The organism is Candidatus Poribacteria bacterium, assembly GCA_021295755.1.
Classification (GTDB): domain Bacteria; phylum Poribacteria; class WGA-4E; order WGA-4E; family PCPOR2b; genus PCPOR2b.
In genome coordinates, this window is the sequence record JAGWBT010000007.1 from 16389 (window position 1) to 38209 (window position 21821).

The 21821-nt window shown below is 50.3% G+C and carries 14 protein-coding genes; 11 read left to right on the plus strand and 3 right to left on the minus strand.

Annotated features, from left to right (window positions below):
• Positions 1–75 precede the first annotated feature (75 nt).
• From J4G02_02020 to J4G02_02030, 3 genes are all read right to left on the minus strand, one after another.
• Positions 76–984 carry an Rpn family recombination-promoting nuclease/putative transposase gene (locus J4G02_02020; protein MCE2393372.1) on the minus strand — a complete coding sequence of 303 codons (909 nt, stop codon included), beginning with the start codon at positions 982–984 and terminating at the stop codon, positions 76–78.
• 117 nt (positions 985–1101) lie between these two features.
• Entirely contained in the window at positions 1102–3579 is a 2478-nt protein-coding gene (locus J4G02_02025) for a hypothetical protein (GenBank protein ID MCE2393373.1), read from the minus strand.
• Between the two features lie 133 nt (positions 3580–3712).
• Positions 3713–4687 (minus strand): hypothetical protein, encoded by a 975-nt coding sequence (locus tag J4G02_02030; GenBank protein ID MCE2393374.1) that lies wholly within the window; start codon positions 4685–4687, stop codon positions 3713–3715.
• A 231-nt stretch (positions 4688–4918) separates the two neighbouring features.
• On the opposite strand from J4G02_02030, the gene J4G02_02035 reads away from it, so the two are divergent.
• The 11 genes from J4G02_02035 (at position 4919) to J4G02_02085 (ending at position 21727) form a co-directional block, all read left to right on the plus strand.
• On the plus strand, positions 4919–5704 hold the full coding sequence (locus tag J4G02_02035) for a hypothetical protein (GenBank protein MCE2393375.1): 786 nt from the start codon (positions 4919–4921) through the stop codon (positions 5702–5704).
• Positions 5705–5822: 118 nt separating this feature from the next.
• Positions 5823–7064 (plus strand): diaminopimelate decarboxylase, encoded by a 1242-nt coding sequence (lysA, locus tag J4G02_02040; protein MCE2393376.1) that lies wholly within the window; start codon positions 5823–5825, stop codon positions 7062–7064.
• A gap of 251 nt (positions 7065–7315) precedes the next feature.
• Positions 7316–9928 (plus strand): ATP-dependent chaperone ClpB, encoded by a 2613-nt coding sequence (clpB, locus tag J4G02_02045; protein ID MCE2393377.1) that lies wholly within the window; start codon positions 7316–7318, stop codon positions 9926–9928.
• Between the two features lie 30 nt (positions 9929–9958).
• Positions 9959–12040: an exo-alpha-sialidase gene (locus tag J4G02_02050; protein ID MCE2393378.1), complete on the plus strand. Its 2082-nt coding sequence runs from the start codon at positions 9959–9961 to the stop codon at positions 12038–12040.
• Positions 12041–12317: 277 nt separating this feature from the next.
• Positions 12318–12806 (plus strand): hypothetical protein, encoded by a 489-nt coding sequence (locus tag J4G02_02055; protein MCE2393379.1) that lies wholly within the window; start codon positions 12318–12320, stop codon positions 12804–12806.
• A gap of 82 nt (positions 12807–12888) precedes the next feature.
• The gene (locus tag J4G02_02060) at positions 12889–14952 is read left to right on the plus strand and encodes an efflux RND transporter periplasmic adaptor subunit (GenBank protein MCE2393380.1); all 2064 of its coding nucleotides are present in this window, start codon (positions 12889–12891) and stop codon (positions 14950–14952) included.
• A 22-nt stretch (positions 14953–14974) separates the two neighbouring features.
• Positions 14975–16189 carry an ABC transporter permease gene (locus J4G02_02065; protein ID MCE2393381.1) on the plus strand — a complete coding sequence of 405 codons (1215 nt, stop codon included), beginning with the start codon at positions 14975–14977 and terminating at the stop codon, positions 16187–16189.
• Between the two features lie 165 nt (positions 16190–16354).
• Complete coding sequence (locus J4G02_02070; protein ID MCE2393382.1) at positions 16355–17707, plus strand: PD40 domain-containing protein; 1353 nt, start codon at positions 16355–16357, stop codon at positions 17705–17707.
• A 73-nt stretch (positions 17708–17780) separates the two neighbouring features.
• Positions 17781–20036, plus strand: a complete 2256-nt coding sequence (locus J4G02_02075; protein MCE2393383.1) for a carbohydrate binding family 9 domain-containing protein — start codon at positions 17781–17783, stop codon at positions 20034–20036.
• Between the two features lie 49 nt (positions 20037–20085).
• Entirely contained in the window at positions 20086–21108 is a 1023-nt protein-coding gene (locus tag J4G02_02080; GenBank protein MCE2393384.1) for a hypothetical protein, read from the plus strand.
• Positions 21109–21112: 4 nt separating this feature from the next.
• Positions 21113–21727: a DUF98 domain-containing protein gene (locus J4G02_02085; GenBank protein MCE2393385.1), complete on the plus strand. Its 615-nt coding sequence runs from the start codon at positions 21113–21115 to the stop codon at positions 21725–21727.
• The last annotated feature ends 94 nt before the right edge of the window (positions 21728–21821 follow it).

A 21821-nucleotide genomic window follows, 5' to 3' on the forward strand; every position in this document is an offset into this window, starting at 1 on the left:
GCGCTGATCTACACTCAATAATACTCTCACCATCAGCGACGGTTTCGCACAAATTCACGGAGATTCATGGATTCATTAATGCGACCTGTCTTGGGCAGTAAGTTCGGCTTTTAGTTGCAAGAGTTGTGCTTGGGGAAGCCCTGTAATTTCAGCGATGAGGTCAATCCCCATTTCCTTGGTAAGCATCGCTTGTGCGGCCTCAATTTTGCCTTCGACGCGTCCTTCTCTCTTGCCTTCGACGTGTCCTTCTCTTTTGCCTTTGATACGACCGTTATGATAGATTTGTTGCTTCTCTTTTTTTAACGCCGTGATTAACATGGTCTTTACCTCCTCTTCGTTTCGATAGATGGTTTCTAGTGACTCATAATCCTCAGTCGCAATCCGTCCGTGGAGTGCCAACTGCTTGAACCAGTTTAAGAATAGACTGACTGCCCCCTTGTCTGCCCCCGATGAGAACAGATTCAGCAATTCTGTCTCCAGTACATCCACATCATAATGCGATTCTGCCAAAAACAGTGTGGAGACGATGTTTCGGATTTTTAGTAGAGCTTGTTGGCTATATTGGTTTTCAGCAATTAAGAAGTATCGAAAAGCTAACGTAAACGCACCCAATGACGGCGTTTGTTCAATTAAATCGGAAAGGTTAATTGGTGCTGTCCAGCGGTCCTCTCCATTGTATAGCACGATAGGAAAGACCGCGGGTAGTTTTCTGACCTGTTTGTGATTGGCAATATAGTCCATGTAGAAGTTGGTGATGTAGTTGAGTACCCGTAACGCCATGAACGGATCAACGGTAGATTGAAACTCAATGAGGATATAAATATAAACCTCATGGTTAAGCAACTGGACTTTGTAAATCAAGTCACTCTCGGTTTCTTGGTAGTGTTGAGAGATGAATGATTTATCAAGCGTTTCACAAGTCGAAAAATCGAGTTGATTGACCCATTCTTGGTTGACGAAGGTTTCAAGCAGTTGCCGAAATATGGTCTGATTGGAAAAGAGTTATTTATATCCGCTATCGTGAATGTTCACCCTTCGCCCCTCTCAAGTTGCTTTGAACCCTCAGTGAAGCATCAGGGGAACTTGCGTCAGATGATTCGTCTATTCGCCCACCTGCTGATTGGTGGATTTGTTGCGGCGATTCCCCTGCATCTCATTCTGAACTTGTCGGGCGATGATTCTTACCGGTGTCGCTTTGGGTGGCACAATATCTGTATTGACGCGGTAGGTTCGGTCGTCTGTGCCACCGGGCAGCGGATGGTTGAAGATTGAGTCTGGATCGCGATAAACAGCAATAATATTGTGGAACAGTTGAGAAGTGAACTGATTACGGAGCAAGCGTCCGCCTGTGAAAACCCAGTGGGTTTGCTGCATCGGCTGCTTCGTCATCGCATTCCAAACCAGCTCTTCGGCGCGATGGCGAATAACTTCCTCACCACGTTCCCACTCAACCCATAGCTCGACCGGATCGCCTTTCGGGAGATGGGGGTCACCTTCCACAGTGAGGTTCATGCCCGGATTCAGGTTCAAGCGGAGCAGCGCAAGTTGGATGTGTATCGGCTCTGCGTCAAGCATAATGAGGCTCTCATGTGTTTTACCCAGTTCACCGACCGCAAAAAATTCGAGGATGGTCTCTGGACTGATAAGGTTGATTTCACCGTTCATGACCACTTCATGTTTATTGGCATCCACAGTGACAGTTCCAATTTGGTAGATGCCATCACTGATTTTCCGAATACTAGAAGTTGGATCAATCGCCTCTGCGGACTCCGGGCGGATGGTTAATTGCTGCGAGGTAGTATTGTTGCCGCGATTCAGATCCGCAATATCTTCATTTGGGTCAATAACGGCATAGAGCGTGAGATCTCCGTCCTCACTTGGGATCCAATTAATTTCGGTGGTTGTTTCATCAAGACTTTTATTAAAGAGAACCTCTTGAGAATCGATTTTTCTTCCGCCTTGCGTCGGAGGGCCGTCGTAAAAATCCACCGGAACTGTTGCCTCAATCGGTGCACCGGTATTTGTCAGTGTGACACTAATCCGCACAGGGTCGCCGACGCGCGGCGAAGGTGGAGAATAGCGTAGGCTACGGTTTACGGCACCGAGATCTGGTTGCATCGACTTCGGTAAGGAACGGGTCAGGAACATCAGCGCGAAGCAAGTTGTTGGGAAATAGTCCTCGTGATCGATCCAGCGTCCGTCGGGTTGCTGCTCAGCAACGAACATACTAGCGATGTCCTGATACCAATCATGTCCGACAAGTGTATCCTGTTTCGGGGGAATGTCGCAGAAACGTTGTAATGTCACAAAATAGTAGTGATGCCAAGAATTTGCGCCGGGATTTCGGGTGAGAGACCAATGCTTTTTGATCCACTCTAACCCCTTCTGCACCTGTGGATCCTCAACAGGAACACCAAACGCACGGAGCGTCCAAAGCCCTGTCGCCGTCATGCTTCCGTAGACGCCTTCCGCCCAAGGCGAGCCGTGCTCTACCCGATTATAGAGCCATCCGCCGGTCTCTGTCTGATTGCTGCGAATCCATTCCTCGGCGCGTTGCCAGGTCTCTTCAGGAACGTCAAGCCCCCATTGCTTTGCAGCGTAGAGGGCGTAGATAACCCAGTTAAAATGCGCCCCATCGGCTGTTGCACCGTAGCCCCAACCGCCAAAATCTCTTGGATCTGAAAACTCCTCGCCCCCAAATGGCAACTGAAGCTTAACGAGCTGATTCACTGAAAACTGGGCACGCTTGCGATATTCTGGCAGGTCGGCAGCAACGAGCGTTGGTAACACAATAGAGTGAACATAGGCATCAAAGGAATTCCAGTCTTGCTGCATAAGAAAATCGAGCCCCTGTTGTATGGCAGGATCCGAGGCAGGAACCCCCGCCGACACTAAAGCAAGCATCGCGAGCGCCGTCTCTTGTTTGCTGTCTTCTCCTAGATCCCATGCTGGACCTGGTATAAGGTCTTCAGGCAACCCTTTTAGGGTCGCGCCACAGATGACACAGATTGAGATAAGCTGATTCTCGGAACCGCATTGTAAGCAGGTGCGGTTATGTTTACCCTGTTGGGCTCTTACCCATTCTACCCCTCTTTGGATTGCGTTTTGGATCTGTTCAGGAGTCGCCTTGGGAAACATTCGTTGCGTTGCAGTAATCGAAGTGTGAGCGATGTTATTGCTGCGGTTCGCTTCCTGAATCTCTTTATCGTCCCCAACGGGATTAACGACAGCATACACTTCCGTTGTTCCGGGCGGTGGCCGCCATTGTGTTTTAACGCTTTTTGATTCACCCACTCCCAACCCCAAGATCACATCTCTACACATGATCTGTAGGGGCGTTGTATCCGGGGCACCTTCGTAAAGATTGACGATCAGATCTTCATTCATTGTTGGAGCAACCTGTCCCACGTTTTTAACGATGACGGAAATCGTGATCTCCTCTCCCTCAAGCGGAGACGGGTTGGAAAACACAAAACTTGTGCTGTCCACTTCAAAGTCCGGTAGCGGTGCCTGTTGTGCCTGCGTATGAAATGCAATGAAGCACAACATCAGAGTAAAGAGGAAGCGAAATTTGTTCATACGAACACCCCTTTTTTATCCCGATGAATCGGGATCAGTTGGAAAATAAGTTGAGAGAGAATCAACGATTATGGATTAAATGTGAGACAGTAAGCAGGCAGGCAGCGCTAGTACCCATGCTCCCCTACATATGTTATTGCCCCGCCCAATTTCCAACGGAGACGAAAGAGGGCTGTGGTATCGGATTTTCAAACAACTGCTGTCCATCCGCAGAAAATTTACTGACGCCACCTTGAAAAGTTGATCCAAACTGATCTGCGACCCAAACGCTGCCATCTTGGGAACTAACACAAATAGAAAGAACCGCCATCCCAGCGGGTACCTGCATCAGTTGTTGACCGGCCGTAGAGAGTTTTACGAGGGTATTACCATCGGCAACAACCCAAAGCGTACCATCCTTCTGGTTGACGCTCGGAGAACTTGGCAGCTTGAGGTCGGCAACTCTGAGCAATTCTTGGCCGCTTGGACTCAATTTGACAATGACATTGCCGTGTGGATCTGTCACCCACGCATTGCCAGATTGGGAATTGACAGCGACATATTTAGGTTCTCTCAGTTTTACCGGGGAGGTCGCAGCGGCTGCGCCGGCTGCACTATACCGAGCAATCGTTCCGCGAGAATCCGTGACCCAGCAACTACCGTCAGTGCTATTGACTGCAACTGTTGGTTCGTGCACACCAGTCACCGTTGCAAGGACCTGAGTGCCATCGGCTGAAAACTTCTGGACCGTATTAATTCCACCAATCCAAACAGTACCGTCGGTTGGGTTGACCGAAACAGCATGTGGCCGCTCAATCGGCGGAAGTGTGATGAATTGTAGGTTGGGATCTTGCTCTGCAGGGTCAAATCTGAAGACCGCATTCGCAGCAGAGACGGCGATCCAAACAACACCGTTTTGAGGATTAACCACGGCAGCTTGTGCCTGAGTGAGGCCGGGTATGATCGTTGGATCTGCCAGACCATCCGCATTAAGTTTATAGACCGTATCCCCGCCGCTGACGACCCAGCATTCACCGTTGTAACTCGCATGAAGGGGGTTAAGTGAAACCACAATGAGAACAAGCATCGCTGATAGTATCTGTAGTGTCCAAGAAACACTCTTTTTCATCTGACTTAATCTCCTATAATTTTTTGGGCGTAGTCGTTGTGAGAACAAGTTGCGCCAAGGCAACAAGATGTCAATAGATTAACACATCTAGTCGTAATGTTCAAGCATTTTTGGATGACTCGACCGCTTAGTCTTGCTCATAGGATGTGAATCGGTTATAATTGATATTGTTAGCTAAACTGTGATGAGGATACAGCCCTATGGACGCTCCGTAAAATCTGCAATAAAGACATGATTGCTCTAATCCTTAAAGAGTTGCGTTTTTACGCGCATCAACCAAAGTATCGCCGTATACAATTTATTATTTTATCTACTCTGGCTTTCGCCCTGTTTGCCACAGCATTTGAGCTATTTGCGTTAAGCCGTGGGCGACCACAGATTCTGGTCGGCGAAAGTATTTACGCCCTCCTGATACCCCTCTTTTTTTGCCTCTTACTTGGCTTGGTTGTCCCGTTGCAAGTCGTTGAATCCTTTCAGATTGAACGACGCGGTGCTAACTGGGATTTACTCAATCTCACACCCATCGGTCATCGGAAGTTTCTGCTTGGCAAACTGATGGGGGCGGTTTTAGCGCTATTCTGGTGTATTGGGTTGACGATTCCACTCTTGGGGATTTCGGTTTACACGGGCGGATTGGAGATGCGTCAACTCCTTCAGTGCGGATTGGTATTTACCGTCGGCTTTATCGCTTGTTTCTTGATTGGAGCATGTTTTACCTTGCTTGGGTCCCCGAATCGTGCAATGGGGCGGAGTTACGCCGTTGTGCTGTTATTGAGTTTTATTCCACTTATCGCTCCTGCATTGACACCGCTGGTGGATATCCCAACTATCTTACTAGAATTGCTGCGGGTGTTGAGTCCCTTGTGTGTGCTAGTTGCGATCGTCAAGTCTGATACCGACATTGCCCTCGGCATTGCACCGATTTGGGTGTGGATGGTACTCTATCATATAATTCTATCTACAGCTCTTTTTGGAGTTTTGAATTGGCGACTTGAAAAACAGGTGCTGCCATCATAAAACAGTTTGATTTTATCTTAACGCTCACCTTTGTTGGGACAAACGTAAGTCGGTTTTTCCGACTGAATTTGATGTCGCTTAATTTTCACGTATAAAAGAAAGGGACCAAATAAAAAATATGAGTTTTCACTTCAAAGATGGCTATCTTTACTGTGAACAATTAAAGATTAAAGCCATTCAAGAACAGATTCCAGAGAGCCCGTTTTACCTCTATAGTCTCACTCAAATAACAGAGAATTATAAGGCTTATGAAACCGCACTGGAAGGTATTGAGTCAATCATCGGTTACGCCATTAAAGCAAACAACAACCTGACAATCCTCAAACATCTACGTGAGTCGGGAAGTGGTGCGGTGCTAGTGAGTGGGAATGAACTGAGGATTGCGCTGGCGGCGGGCTTTGATCCCAAGCGCACCGTGCTGAACGGAAACGGCAAAACAATCGCAGAATTGATCCTTGCAGCGGAACACGGCGTGATGATCAATATTGACAGCGAATTTGATCTGGAGCATGTTCGAGAGGCTGCCAAGGAGGTTGGCAAAGTCGCTGATGTCCTCATCCGCATTAACCCCGACGTTGACCCGCAAGTCCACGCCTATGTCTCAACGGGAATCAAGAACTCTAAGTTTGGCATCCGAAATGAACGGCTGCACTGGTTTCTTGATCAGATAAAAGCCGAATCGCTTCTCAACCTTGTCGGCGTGCATTGTCATCTCGGATCAACGATCAAGAAGGTACGAATCTTCCGCGACGCTACTATTTTGATGATGGAGTTCATCGAAAAGATTCGAGATACCGGATTCGATTTGAGATATCTGAATATCGGTGGCGGGTTGGGTATTGACTACGAAAAAACGGGTGAATCAATTCCAACGCCTTCCCATCTCATTGATTCGATTAGGGATGTGTTGACCGATGACATCGGATTGATCATCGAGCCGGGCAGATCAATTATTGGGAATTCAGCGGTGCTTGTCAATCGGGTCACCGGCGTGAAAACAAACGGTAACAAGCATTTTATCGTGATTGACGGAAGCATGGCGGAACTCATCCGACCGAGCCTATACGATGCCTATCAGCATATCGACTTTATTGAACCCGTTGATGGCGAAGTCGTAACCTATGATGTTGTGGGACCCGTCTGTGAATCGGCGGACTTTCTCGGTCAAGATCGGGCACTCCCAACGCCGCACGAAGGTGCAGGGCTTGTCGTCCACGATGCTGGAGCGTACTGCTACGCGATGAGTTCAAACTATAACCTCAAAATGCGCCCTCCGGAATATCTCGTTGATAACGATCGCTTAATCCAAATCCGTCGTTCAGAGACGTTTGAAGAGCACATGCAGTTATTTGAAGTATAATTTGCATGAGGGCCCCGGTAAAATTTCGGGGTTTAGGAATGTTGTCTTGGCAAAAAATGAACGATTAATGTGTCAATTTGGCATAGTGCAGATGGGCAAACCTTCGTTTATATCGACCGAAAATTTGCTTAAAAGATGCCTGATGTACGTTTGTAGCGGAATTAGAGCGAAAGAGAATTGCTTTGGCATGTCATTTGCTGATTCTCAATTGCGATTAAATTTTCACACAATATACATCAGGAGGAATTATTATGCGCATTGACAAATTTACACAAAAGGGTCAAGAGGCACTTCTAGAGGCGCAGAATTTGGCACAGAAGTACAATCACCCGGCGGTCAAACCGGAGCATCTGCTCAAAGTGCTAGTTGAGCAAGAGGGCGGAGTCGTGCCATCTGTTCTCAAACAGATTGGCGTGGATACCGATACGCTGGGACAGCGGATTGATGAGACGTTGGATCGTATGCCACGTGCCACGGGTGCATCGGTTCAAGTTGGAATGGCTCAGGACATCGTCAGTATTCTCGACGCGGCAGAAACAATCGTCGATAAGATGAAGGACGATTACACGTCTACCGAACATATTCTGCTGGCGATGGTGCAGGCGAGGGCATCTACAGTCCGCGAACTGTTAGCCACCTTCGGCGTGAACGAACAGAGCATCATGGACGCCCTGATGGGTATCCGTGGCTCTCAACGGGTCAGCAGCCCAACACCCGAAGACCAGTATGAAGCGTTGGTCAAATACGGTCGTGACCTGACACAGGAGGCTCGTAAAGGGAAACTCGATCCCGTGATTGGGCGGGACGAAGAGATTCGACGCACGATTCAGATTCTGAACCGGCGCACGAAAAACAACCCGGTACTTATTGGTGAGCCGGGCGTGGGTAAAACTGCTGTCGTTGAGGGGCTTGCACAACGAATCGTGCGAGGCGATGTACCGCTCGGGCTTAAAGACAAACGGCTTGTTGTGCTTGACCTGGGTGCATTGGTCGCCGGCGCAAAATATCGTGGTGAGTTTGAGGAGCGTCTGAAGGCGGTGCTGCAAGAAATTCAGAATGCTGAAGGACAGATTCTCCTCTTTATCGACGAGATGCACACCCTTGTCGGCGCAGGGGCAGCCGAAGGTGCGATGGATGCGTCCAACATGCTCAAGCCGATGCTAGCGCGCGGTGAACTCCACGCCATCGGTGCAACCACGCTCGACGAATACCGCAAACATATCGAAAAAGATGCTGCGCTCGAACGTCGTTTCCAGCCGGTCTACGTCGATGAACCTTCCGTTGAGGATACCATCAGCATCTTGCGCGGTCTCAAGGAGCGATACGAAGTCCATCACGGTGTCCGTATCACTGATAGCGCAGCGATCTCCGCTGCGACCTTGAGCCACCGCTATATCAGCGATCGTTTTCTGCCGGACAAAGCGATCGACCTTGTGGACGAGGCTGCGAGCCGACTCCGCACCGAGATTGATAGCAAACCGGCGGAATTGGACACAGTTGACCGAGAGGTCATGCAGCTGCAGATCGAACGGGAAGCCTTAAAAAAAGAGAAGGATGCAGGCAGCAAAGAACGGTTGACAAAAATCGAAGAACAACTCGCCAACCTCGAAGAGAAAAGCACACAGCTGTCCGTCCGTTGGCAGGCTGAGACGAGTGCTATTGAGAAGGTACGCGGTATTCGTGAGCAGATTGACCAAGTCAACCAGCAAATCGAGGAAGCGGAGCGTCAGACAGATCTGCAGCGAGCCGCCGAACTCCGCTACGGTCATCTCCGTCAGTTAGAGAATGATCTTGCTAACGCCGAAGCAGCACTCGTACAACTTCAGGGTGATGGTGCCCTGCTAAAGGAAGAGGTAGATTCCGAAGACATCGCCGCCATTATCAGTAAGTGGACAGGAATTCCGGCGAGTAAACTGCTAGAAGGTGAGATCGAAAAACTGGTGCAGATGGAGAAACGGCTGCATAACAGAATCGTCGGGCAGGACGGTCCTGTCGATGCGGTGGCGCGGGCGATCAGGCGCAGTCGTTCTGGCTTACAAGACCCAAATCGTCCGATTGGTTCGTTTATCTTCTTGGGACCGACGGGTGTGGGTAAAACTGAACTCGCCCGTGCGTTAGCCGAATTCCTATTCGATGACGAGCAGAACCTGGTGCGGATCGACATGAGCGAGTATCAGGAACAACACACCGTGGCACGCTTAATCGGCGCACCGCCAGGCTATGTGGGGTACGACGAGGGCGGTCAGTTGACCGAAGCTATCCGACGCCGTCCCTACAGTGTTGTGCTGTTCGACGAAATTGAGAAGGCACACCCGGAGGTGTTCAACGTCTTGCTACAGGTGCTTGATGATGGTCGGCTCACCGACGGTCAAGGTCGTACCGTTGATTTCCGCAATACGGTCATCATCATGACCAGCAACATCGGCAGCGATTCGATCCTCAACATTACGGATGATAAAGCGATGCGTGAGCGGGTGACCTTTGCGCTTCGTGAGCATTTCCGTCCGGAGTTTCTGAACCGGATTGACGAGGTGGTGTTTTTCCATCGCCTGGAAAGCGAACACATCCGTCAAATTGCAGAAATTCAACTTGGCAACGTTCGTGAGTTGCTAGCCAAACGAGACATCTCGATCGAGATGACAGATGCTGCGGCAGATCTCCTTATTCAAGAGGGCTACGACCCCGCTTACGGCGCACGTCCCCTCAAGCGTGTGATTCAGCAGCGCGTCATTGATCCGCTAGCGATGCAGGTTATCCAGAACGAGGTGCGTGATGATGACTATCTGTTCGTTGATGCGAAGGAGGATGAACTGACATTCACGGTGACTGAACCGGCTGCGGTAAATAAGATCGCTGCGGATTGAAAATAAGACGAGCAAATACACGGAATCGATGTGAAAACTACCATTTCAAACATGGAGATTGCTGCAAATATGTTCTTGAAAAATCTGCTACCTAATGCCAGTTTTGAACTCGACTTCGGTGACACTGTACCGACGAACTGGGGAGACACCCAAAATGAGTTGGCGTTGCAGTTGCACCTCGATCTGAACCCCGATGAAATCGGGATAACTCAGGTACCGCAAGTATCGCCGCGCAGTGAAGCAACGGACGAGACGGTTGATGGCAAACGTGCAGCGCGGGTTGAGACAGAGCCCGCCCTAAACTCCGATGAAACAGGGGAAAGTGGCAGCGCCGTGGGACATCTGCTCTCGCCGATGGTGGGTGTCGCGCCTTGTAAGCCGTATACCATTTCAGTTTATGCGCGGAGCGATGACGCATCGGCAAAACTGGAGATCGGTTTGTGGACGCGTCCAGTGGACTTTACACAGTCCCCCGATTCGCTCAGCTATGCCGTGTTACTCTCAACGGAGTGGCAGCGTTTCACATTTACGTGCTGCACGGACGAACTGGAAGAACGCGCTGTTGTTGACTTCAAGGTCACAACGGCCAAAGCGGGAGCAGTCGTTTGGTTTGATGCCGTACAGTTGGAGCCGGGCTCTAAGGCAACGGAGTTCCAAACACACAGGAACGTCGAGGTAGCGATCGCTAGCAGTCCCGAATCTCGCCCTAGTCAAGGACGGCGGGATAGCTCGCTAATTCACCTCAATGACGGACCACTCAAATTGTCTCTGACGACATACAACCATACAGACGAAGCGGTCAACCAACCGATCACGCTGGAGATCCGAGAGCTTGTTGGAAAACGCGTAATCTATACCCACACATTTGTCGCCCCAATTCTCCCCGGCAGAAATGAGCGGCAACTCTCGCTTGACTTTCCGTTCATCGGTGAGTTCTACGCCCGGCTTATCGCTGGGGATGGCGAGCAGATTAGTCCGGAGGATTACATTTTCGTCAACTACCCGGCCTTCGAGGAAACGTATCAGGGAGTGATGTACACAAAACATAGCGCCGTACATGAAATACCGGCGGAGCGGAGCGTGCTGCCGTGGACCAATGATCGGAACTGGTATGCTGACACGCAAGCGACGCTAGTCGTTACCAACAATGACACAATCCACGCGCAGATGAGCGATAGTCACACGGTGATGCACACCCGCGACGGCGGTCGAACTTGGGACAATCTACAGGTAACCAAGACAGTGAACACTGTGTTACACGACGGGACGTTTCTAGCGGTGGAACCGGAGGATGGGAGGTTGCGCGTGTCGCAGTCCAGCGATCAGGGGAGGACATGGCACCCGCTCGGACAAATTGAGGCCTCCGAACACCCGCAGGTCGGGGGTATTGAACAGTTACGCGATGGATCGTTGATTATACCGGTCGGTATTATCAGCTCCGAGACGGCAGCGGGTCCACTTACCGTACATGCGTTTCGCTCAACCGATGGGGGCAGGACATGGTCGGCTGGTTCACCAATCTGTCCGGGCGGTGAGCCACAAATTCTTGAATTACAATCGGGAAAGCTGCTCGCTTTCTGCCGTAACAATCCGCGGGTTCCACCTAACGATCTACAACGGCCGTTTCGTAACGAAGGTCCATGGCGGTTGTGGCAGCGGTTTCAGGGTGCTCGCAATCTCTCTTCCTACACGAAGCGTGTCACGTTGGCTGATTCGGATGACGACGGACAGACATGGCATAGTCAGCGTCCGGCGACATTTCTGCTGGAAGAGATGCACGGCGGGGGTGTACAGTTGCCGGACGGACGGGTGGTCTTTCTTTATACGCACCGTGGACCGACGTATCGTGGCGGCGAACGGGCGAAAGTGAGCTGCGATGAAGGACAAACTTGGCGCGATGAGTTATACTTCATGACCGCAACGCCTTCGTATCCGGGTTACTCTGGTAGCTGCGTTTTACCACCCCATCTGGCAGATGGCAAACCGGGGATGATTCTGACGCTTGTCGGTGAGCGATCGGAGCGCAACTGGGGCAGCGAAGGGCCCGCAACACCGGAGGGCTTTCAGTATATGCCGCGCGTCCAAGCAATTCGTTGGCGCCCCATAGAATGAAGAAAAGGTAGTGAGTATGTGAGGAAGCGTGTGAGCGTGTATTTTCACTCACCTCCACGCTCACTCGCTCCCTTCCCTCCTCGTTCACCGGACTGGGTTGATGATACCCCAATTGATTTTTCTTCAAAAAAACTGCGAACTTAATCCAAACTCATCTGCCCAAAGGAGCAGAGACACAAGTTTATAGCCGAAACCCAAATATATTTTTTATTTATAATAACTCTGTGGTTCGGCACTATTCCAACATTCATTTGATAAGAAAAAAGGAGATTCTACCATGAAACGCAGATGGTTCGTACTCACAGCGATTCTCGCAATGGCAGCAGTTACCGTTTTCCTGACCAATCAAGTCACCCAAGCCCAACGTCCAGACCGCGGCGGGATGCGCGGTGGTGGTGGAGGCGAAAGACGTGGTGGGGGCGGAATGCGTGCATTCAATCCCACCTCAATTATTGACAATTCGTGGACAGACCTCACATTCTCACTAAAGGTCGATAATGACACGCTCATCAAAGCCCGTCCAGTTTATCAGAAACATCGTGATGGTCTTGAAACAGCTGTCAAAGAAGCCAGTAGCTCCGGCGATTTCAGAGCAGTACGCGAAGCCATGGGGAAAATTCGCGATGGGTTTCAAACAGATTTGAAATCAGTTCTGACTGAAGAGCAGGTAGCCAAACTCGACGCACTCCAACAGGAGCGGATGCAGCAGATGATGAATCGCGGTGGAGGTGGAGGCCGAGGAGGTGGCGGCGGCAGAGGCCGCTAAGCCATAACATAGGAACAAGGGGAGATATGGATTCGTCCATTCTTCCCTTGTTTTTTGTCTCGCCAACGAAGGGGAATAGCCGATGCAAAAAAAATGGATCATTATCATAGTGATTGCCGTCGTGATTCTCGTGTCCGGCGGCTTGTTGCTGCGCGGACAATTTGCTAAGGCAACCAAGGAGGAAGCCAGCAATGCGCCTGCAATCAAGACCGCCACGGTTGAGCGGGGCAATATTGAAGTGACAATTGACGCCACCGGGACCATTGAGCCGCTTAACATTGTTGAAGTGAGCTCCAAAGCCAGCGGTAAAATTTTAGAAATCACCGTTGAAGAAGGGGATTATGTGGAACAGGACGCTGTGATTGCGCGTATCGAAACCACCTATGTTTCAGCGGATCTGGAGCAGGCAAAGGCGGACTTTAACGCCGCCGAAGCACGCCTTGAGCAATCGAAGATTAATATCGAGTTGCAAAAGGAACAAACCGCGATTCAGATTCAACAAGCGGAAGAAAAGTTAGCCGAGGCAAACAAACAGTTGGAACAACTCAAAGAACAGATATACATAGAAAAAATAACCAATCAACGCCAGTTAGACGATGCGGAAAATAGCCACGAGATGGCAAGGTTGCGATACGATCTCCTAACATCTAAAACGGTGCGAGAGGAGGAAAAGAAGCGTGCAGAAGCTAGTGTAGCTCAGGCAAAAGCCAACTTTGACCTTGCCAAAAAGGAATATGAGCGAAAGCAGAAACTTTTCGAGGGAAAATATATCTCAAAATCAGATCTTGACGCCGCTGAAACGCAGCGTAACTCCGCACGAGCGCAATACAACTCGGCTGTGGAGCAAGCCAAGCTAGTGGTACAACCGGCAAGCGAAGCGGAGTTAAAACTCTCAGAGGCTGAGATTAAGAGAGCGGCGTACGCGGTTGATGCAGCAAAAGAACAGATCCAGAAAGAGAAGTATCGGGACATGGAGATAGAGATTCAGCAGCATCGTGTTACACAAGCCGAGGACGCTTTGGAGTTGGCACTTGCTAACAAGAAACAGATCAATCTGAAGGAAGAAGAACTGAAAAGTTCCACTGCGCAACGGATGCGTAGTGAGAGTGCTTTGCGACTCGCACAAGAAAGTTACGACGATACGGTTATCCGCGCCCCCATCTCCGGGACGGTTCTCGAAAAAAGAGTGGAGGAAGGACAGGTAATAGTCTCTAGCTTTAGCAGTGGGGGAAGTAGGGGCGGTGCTGCTTCGTCCGAAGGGCAGGTGCTAGTAACGATGGCAGATCTCGAAAAGGTTTATGTGGCAACGGAGGTTGACGAAACCGATATCGGCAAGGTGAAGGTCGGGCAGTCTGTGACCATCACCGTCGAAGCCTACCCGGACCAGCCGCTGCAAGGGCAGGTGCTTCGCATTGCGCCGCAAGGGCAGGTGGTTCAAAACGTAACGACATTTAAGGTCATCACCGAAATTACGAATACGCGTCCAAGGGGACGAGGGCGTTGGGGGAGAGGCGGTGGATTCACAGATCGCGGTGATAGCGGTTTCCCCCAAGGTGAGAGCAGGGGCGAATTTACGCCGGAGCAGCGAGAACGTTTTCGACAGATGCGTCAGCAGCGACAGGAAGAGGCGGCAGCGTCAGAGAGCACCGAAACGTCCAACGAAAATTTAGCGGAGGCTACCCCCACAGAAACACCCGATCCGTGGATGGCGATGGCGGATAACTTCTTCGGCGGTCAAGGAGGGGGAGATTGGAATCGTGAAGAAACCCCATCGGAAGATACGGATACGCCATTCTTGAAGCCGGGAATGAATGCGACTGTTGAGATTGCTGCCACGAACAAGCGAAATATATTGGTTCTCCCGAATGAGGCGATTCTATCTTTCGGGAGCCGAAAAATGGTCCGTGTCGTCGGCGAAGATGGTCAGCCGGGGCGTCCACAGCCTATTGAGGCAGGCGTGAGTAGTTTCGACAGGACAGAGATCATCTCCGGCTTGAACGAAGGGCAAGCTGTCGCCGTAGGCGGTTTCGAGCGCAGAGGTGGCGGGGACATGGAGCGGTTCAGGCGTATGATGGGAAATCCGGCTTCTACAATGAGACGGATGCAGCGGAACGCCGGCGGCGGTGGCGGAAGAGGAGGCCGGTGATAATAAGGGAGGAATCGTATAGATGGGAATGCTCGAAAGTTTAGCGAATGCGCTACGCAGTTTATTAGCAAACAAGCTTCGATCGGCGTTGACGATGCTTGGTGTTATTATCGGCGTGGGAGCGATTATGACCACGACCTCAATCGGCGAAGGGGCAAAAGCGGATATCACTGAGCGTATCCAGACACTCGGGGCGAACATCCTCGCGGTACGTCCGGGCCAAAGCCGTTTTCGTGGACGGAGTTCGGGGCAGGACCGTCAGAGTTTGAAGTATGAAGACGCTATGGTGTTGAGGGAACGCGCCCAAAATATTCTCTTAGTCACACCGGAAGTATCTTCACGCACTCAGGTCAAGCATGGAAACAAAAACCACAATACGACGGTTGTCGGTACAACGCCGGAGTATCAGGTTACAGCGAACTTCCCGGTTGAGAAAGGCGCGTTTTTTACCGAGAACGATGTGCGGACTCGGCGTCGGGTGTGCACGTTGGGAAAAACAGTTGTTGATGAACTGTTCGATGAACGGGAAGATCCGATCGGTAAGACGGTCAAAATTCGGGGACTTAACTTCCGGGTGCTTGGCATCATGAAGGAAAAAGGGGCGAGCGGTTGGCGAAATCCGGACGATCAAATATTTATTCCGGTATCAACGGCGATGAAACGGGTTTTTGGCAGGGATCATCTATCAAGTATCAACGCACAAGCAATCAGTAGTGAAGCGATGGAGCCAGCCCAAACCGAAATTGAGAATCTCTTGCGGAAACAGCACAAACTCCCTGCTAACAAGCAACTCGATTTTAATGTACGGAATCAAACGGAGTTCCTCGAAACACTTGAAGAATCAGGGCAGACGTTTACCTACATGATTATGGGTATTGCAATCGTATCGCTGATCGTTGGTGGGATTGGGATTATGAATATCATGTTGGTGTCGGTGACAGAGCGCACAAGAGAGATAGGTTTACGGAAGGCAGTAGGTGCCAAACGTCATGACATCCTAATCCAGTTCCTAATCGAGGCGATGACGCTGTCGATTCTTGGCGGTCTGATTGGGATTGGGGTAGGGGTATTCGGGTCGAAAATGGTGCCATCACTCTGGGGGTGGCGGACAATTATTTCACCGATGTATACAGCGGTGGCGTTTTTCGTTGCAGCGTGGATTGGTGTCTTCTTTGGGGCGTATCCGGCATGGAAAGCAGCAAAGTTGTCTCCGATTGAAGCTCTAAGACACGAATAAACAAATTCAGCACAAATGCGTCAAAAAAGCATCTTTAGGCGTTTGGGTTCAATATCATCCTCAATCTCACTTTAACCACCTCTTCAGAGGAAGGAGGCAAAGCAGACGATCTCTCGTTTTACGCATTACGCATCACGCATCACGTTTCACGCACTATGTTGCACGTTGCTACCCCTCCTATTCGTCATCGGCTGCGCTGGAACAGACGAATCCCTCCGGCAGAGTGAGGAGCTAATCCGTTCAGGCAGACATGATGAAGCGGTCTCCTTGCTAGCGCAGGTCATTGCCGCCGACGATAGGAACCCGAAAGCCCGGATTTTGATGGCACAGGCACATGAAGCACTGGAAAACTACGATCGCGCGATTCCCCAGTTCAAAGCTGCAATTCGATTGTACGTTGCCCAACCCGAAGACCGCGCGATGGCACGACTCCAGCTAGCGAAGATTTATCTGAGATTGGGGGTTCGCAAGGAGGGGGTTAATCAACTGCGCGCGATTGTCCATTCTACATCGGATAGCGCGGTGATACAACAGGTCGCAGGACTGGTCAGTGATGCTTACCAAGTGGTGCAGATTACAAAGGGAAATCCAGCTAACTACTCGCCGAGCTTTTCTCCCGATGGCGAACAGATTGCCTTTGCATCATCCCGGTTAGGTAATGGCGAAATCTATCTGATGGATGTGAATGGAAGCAATCTCCAACAGGTAACGTTCACACCGGATTTCAATGACGATTCGCCGCGCTTTCTGGGCGATTCACGGTATATAGTGCACAGCCGCGAACCAAAAAGTGCCGGCGAAATCCATATTGTTCTCCAGAGCGATGGAACAACGCCGGTCTACGCGGGTATTTATGTCACTCGCCTCGATAGAGAAGTAACACACGAACTGTTACCACTTGGACTGGGTGTCCGTGCACCGTGTTTATCGCCCGATTGGAAGCGTGTGGTTTATGAGGCAAGCAGGGATAGAACCTTAGACCTATACACCCTAGATTTGAACGACGTTGATCTGGAAAACGTGGGTGAAGGAATAATCATTCCTACACCCATCACCGATAGCGAGGCAGATGAGGGCAGCCCAACTTTCTTCCCGGATGGAAAACGGATTGCGTTTGTATCTGCAGGTCCAGAAGGTACGGGCCCGCGTCGTGTCGCCCCCGGTCGTAGCAAGCCGCTGCATCAGATCTATACCATCAATATTGATGGCACCGATGAAACACATCTGAACCCCAACCCCTATGACTGCTACAGCCCGGTGATTGCGCCCGATGGGAAAACCATGGCTTTCGTCTCCGGACGGATGGATGACATTGAGATCTATCTGATGGATATAGATGGGACGAATGAACGACGCATCACCAACGGCATCGGTGTCTCAGTACAACCCGCCTTTTCGCCAGACGGGCAAAAACTCGCATTTGTCTCTGACCGGAGCGGCACTCTCCAAATCTACCTGATGTCTTTTGACCAACCAGTAACACGAGATATATTGATCCAACACCTGCAAGGGGAGTAATTTCTTCACCAGAACCATCATCGAATATTTGACCACATATTCGAGCTATCCGAAAACGAAAGGAAAGATGTCCATGGATTGTGAATTACAGAGATGTTCTCCCTCTCAAGGGAAAGCCCCCTACAAAACTTATTCGCTCGTTTGTTTATTTGCATATTTGCTCGCTTTAACGCCCCTTATGGTCAATGCATCCCAAAACGCCATTGAGTATCAGGCGGCGGCGTACCGGGCTTTTGGTAGTATTGAGATTGACGGCGATTTCAATGAATCAGACTGGCAGGAAGCCAAACCTGTTGGGCAATTTAGCCAAGTCGAACCGGATGCGGGTCAGTCTATGAGCCTACCGACCGAAGTCCGCATTCTCTATGATCAAGAGAATATCTATTTCGGTTTTACCTGTTTTGATTCAGATATTTCCAAGCTAGTCGCCAACGATATGCGACGCGATGCTCGTCAGTTGCATGAAAACGACAACGTTTTCCTCATCCTCGACACCTACAACGACAAACGAAGTGGGTTTGCGTTTCGCATTAATGCGTTGGGAGCGGTTCAGGATACCGCAGTAACCAACAGCGGCGATAGCTTTAACCGGGATTGGGATGCGGTGGTGGATTGCCAGAGCCAAATTCATTCTGACCGTTGGACCTCAGAAATTTCTATCCCCTTCGGTCAACTCCGTTTCAAGGAGAATGAACAGATGACATGGGGCCTGAATTTGTCGCGTGGCATCCGCCGAACCAATGAGGAAGGGACATGGGCACCGGTCCCCTCATCGTATGGTGGCCGCGCGAAATACCGTACCGCCTACATGGGCAGTCTAGTAGGCTTAGAAGGGATTAAACCGAAAAAACAGATTGAATTGCTGCCTTACGTTTTGCCCGGTGTGAGTCGAACCGAAGAGGATGATAAGACGGATGGGGAGTTCGAGGTTGGATTAGACCTCAAGTACGGAGTGACCACGAATCTCATCGCTGATTTGACATTTAACACGGATTTCGCCCAGGTTGAAGCCGATGAGGAACAGGTCAATCTCACCCGCTACAGCCTGTTCTTTCCCGAGAAACGTCCGTTCTTCTTGGAGGGCGCCGGACTTTTCGATTTCGGTGTTCCGCGCCCTAGCTTTCGTCGTCCACCTCCGTTCCTCCTCTTCTACAGTCGTCGTATTGGCATCGAAGGCGGACATCCCGTTCCAATCATGGGAGGTGGCAAGATTACGGGAAAAATGGGGCCCTACGGCGTAGGCCTGCTCAACGTGTTTACCAATGAATTTCACACGGATGAATCGGTCACTGATCCCGACGAAATTGTCGATGTGCCACGCACTAACTACTCTGTGCTAAGGATGACGCGTGACCTTTTCAGCGGTTCTCGTGTCGGTTTAATCGCCATTAACAAGCAGGATTCAGATGATTACAATCGTGCCGGTGGACTTGACTTCTCATATCGCCCAGCCGACAGATTAGAGATTCGTGGGTTGTGGGCACGGACAGCGGATTCAGAGGCGGATGTCGGAGGTGATAATGCGTGGTACATCGGTTCAAATTGGCGGAATGATCTCTTTGACTTGTCAGCTGGATACACCGATATCGGTGACAATTTCAACCCAGAGGTTGGATATATCCGACACCAAGGAAGTCGTCGATTCCATAGTGAAACGCAGTACACACCCCGCCCCCGTAAATTTGGGATTCGCGAAATTCAGGTAGGACCGGAGATAGACTATATTCTCACTCAGGAAAATGAGTTGGAAACTCGTGATCTCACACTCGATAGTCGGATTGAACTTAACAATGGTGAGCGGATTACGTTTCAAGTCAGACGTACAGCAGAGCACCTCGACGAAGATTTCGATATATATGATGATGTTATTATTCCCGTTGGTGAGTACGAATTTAATTGGTTCCGCGTAATGGTCGAAACCGATGAAAGCAAGATGTTCGCCGGACAGTTTGGGGTGAATGTTGGGAATTTCTTCGATGGCACGCGACGGGGTTTCGAGATGGACGCCAACTTCAAACCGAGCGGACGACTTGTAGTCGAAACACAGTATCAATTTGACCGGGTCGAACTTCCCACAGGATCTTTCAATGCAAACGTGGTAGCAAGCCGGGTTGTCTACTCTTTCTCTACCCGTCTCTTTGCAAAGCTGTTCGCACAGTGGAATAGCGCAGACGATATCGTTTCAACTAACTTCCTGCTCAACTATATCTACCGCCCAGGTAGCGACTTTTACTTCGTGTTTAACCAAGTTTATGACGAGGATAGCGGGAGTATTGGCCTCTCGGAATCAACAGTTGTCGGAAAGATGACATATTGGTGGAACCCGTAACATAATCGAGGCGTGATGAGGAACGGGTAAAAAATGAAGGAGTTTCTTGATGAAATGGTTTTTGGGTTGGGCACTTGGACTTGGATTAGTACTAAGTGGACTGTTGGTTATCTCTCCGATTAGTCTTGCGGCAGAGGGGAACTGGTCAAAAAAAACCGACATGCCTTTTCCAAGACTCTTTTTCTCGGTAAATGCAGCTGGTGAGTTGGTTTACGTTATTGGTGGTATGCTCGCCGAACCCATTGCCAGAGTCGATGTCTACAACCCCACGACTGACACATGGGCGCAGAAAGCAGATATGCCAGCCGCACGCGCGGGAATCGTGACTGCTGTCGTCAATGAAAAGATATATGCCCTCGGTGGTTGGAACAACCAAGCGCCTGCGCTTTCGACCGTTGAGGAATATGATCCGGCAACCAATGTTTGGACACAGAAAGCCGACATGCCAACGGCAAGGGTGTTTTTTGCAACTGCTGTCGTGAATGGAAAAATCTACGCCATTGGTGGCATAGCGACAAACTTCGGTCCGGTGCTACCGGTTGTCGAAGTATACGATCCAGCGACTGACAAGTGGGATCAAAAAGTTGACATGCCAAATCCTCGATCGGGAATGTCTGCTGCAACTGTGAATGGAAAAATCTACCTGTTCGGTGGCACGTCTAACGTGCAAGGCCCCGTGCTTGCGACCGTTGAGGAATACGACCCCACAGCGGAAGCTTGGACACCAAAAACAGATATGCCAAGCAAAAGGAGTGCCCTAGCAACCGGTGTTGTTGGAAAACAGATCTACGCAGTCGGTGGTGCTGCTGTCGTGCAAGGTCCGGGTTTGTCTACAGTTGAGAGGTATGATCCCGCGAGTGATACATGGTCGCAGGAAACGGACATGCCAACAGCAAGGGTGTTCTTGGGAGCGGGTATTGTGGGGAATAAGATCTACGCTGCTGGTGGGGTTGCAGAGGGATTAGGACCAGCCATTCTCCCTGCTATGGAGGAATTTGATACCGGCACGTTGCATGTCGAAGGAAAAGAAAAGTTGCCAGCACTCTGGGGGCAAATCAAGAGAAGGGATTAAAACAGTGACGTTGAATCAGACAGTAGAGAAAACCCACATTTCCACAAAACGGATGAAGGATCTCTTTGTCGCCCAGTTTGCAAAACCGTCGGATTTAGAGGAAATGAACCTGAGTCAATTGACGCCGTTTCAGCGGGCCCTATTGGTCATTGATGGAACAGTGACACAGTTCATCGAAGCCTATACATTCTCTCCGGTCGAAGTTGTGTTGCTCCATCAAGAGACACAAACTCTACCGACGGATCATGTTTGGCTCGACGCTGAGAAAGGAACAGAAATAATTGACCGTCAAGTAGTGCTGCAAACGGAGCAAAAGGACGCTCAGCAGCCGACCATCCACGCTTACGCGACCTCAATCGTTGTGCTGGACAGAATCCCACAGATTATCAGAGAGGGTTTGACGCTCAGAGGTCGAGGTTTAGGGCAACTCTTACAGCGCAGCGGTTTAGAAAGCCGACGCGATCTGCTGTGGTGGGGACTGAAACGCCCGAAAGATTTGCCAGAGGCACTCCTTCATTTGGAAGGGAAACCGTTTCTCAGTCGCACCTATCGTATCGTTGCTGACGGACAATCTATCATGTTGATCAACGAACAGTCGCCGCTTGACAGATACGCCTGAGAAAACGATCTTTTGTTGACATACTCCGCAATCCTAAAGGATTGGGATTCTTGCGAGTCCTTTTCCGCTAGGAGAGCTAATTGTGCGGTCAAAC

Excerpts from the sequence above, each read along its gene's own strand:
- J4G02_02025 (MCE2393373.1), bottom strand. The coding sequence starts at position 3,579 with ATGAACAAATTTCGCTTCCTCTTTACTCTGATGTTGTGCTTCATTGCA.
- J4G02_02030 (MCE2393374.1), bottom strand. The coding sequence starts at position 4,687 with ATGAAAAAGAGTGTTTCTTGGACACTACAGATACTATCAGCGATGCTT.
- J4G02_02035 (MCE2393375.1), top strand. The coding sequence starts at position 4,919 with ATGATTGCTCTAATCCTTAAAGAGTTGCGTTTTTACGCGCATCAACCA.
- lysA (MCE2393376.1), top strand. The coding sequence starts at position 5,823 with ATGAGTTTTCACTTCAAAGATGGCTATCTTTACTGTGAACAATTAAAG.
- clpB (MCE2393377.1), top strand. The coding sequence starts at position 7,316 with ATGCGCATTGACAAATTTACACAAAAGGGTCAAGAGGCACTTCTAGAG.
- J4G02_02055 (MCE2393379.1), top strand. The coding sequence starts at position 12,318 with ATGAAACGCAGATGGTTCGTACTCACAGCGATTCTCGCAATGGCAGCA.
- J4G02_02060 (MCE2393380.1), top strand. The coding sequence starts at position 12,889 with ATGCAAAAAAAATGGATCATTATCATAGTGATTGCCGTCGTGATTCTC.
- J4G02_02065 (MCE2393381.1), top strand. The coding sequence starts at position 14,975 with ATGGGAATGCTCGAAAGTTTAGCGAATGCGCTACGCAGTTTATTAGCA.
- J4G02_02075 (MCE2393383.1), top strand. The coding sequence starts at position 17,781 with ATGGATTGTGAATTACAGAGATGTTCTCCCTCTCAAGGGAAAGCCCCC.
- J4G02_02080 (MCE2393384.1), top strand. The coding sequence starts at position 20,086 with ATGAAATGGTTTTTGGGTTGGGCACTTGGACTTGGATTAGTACTAAGT.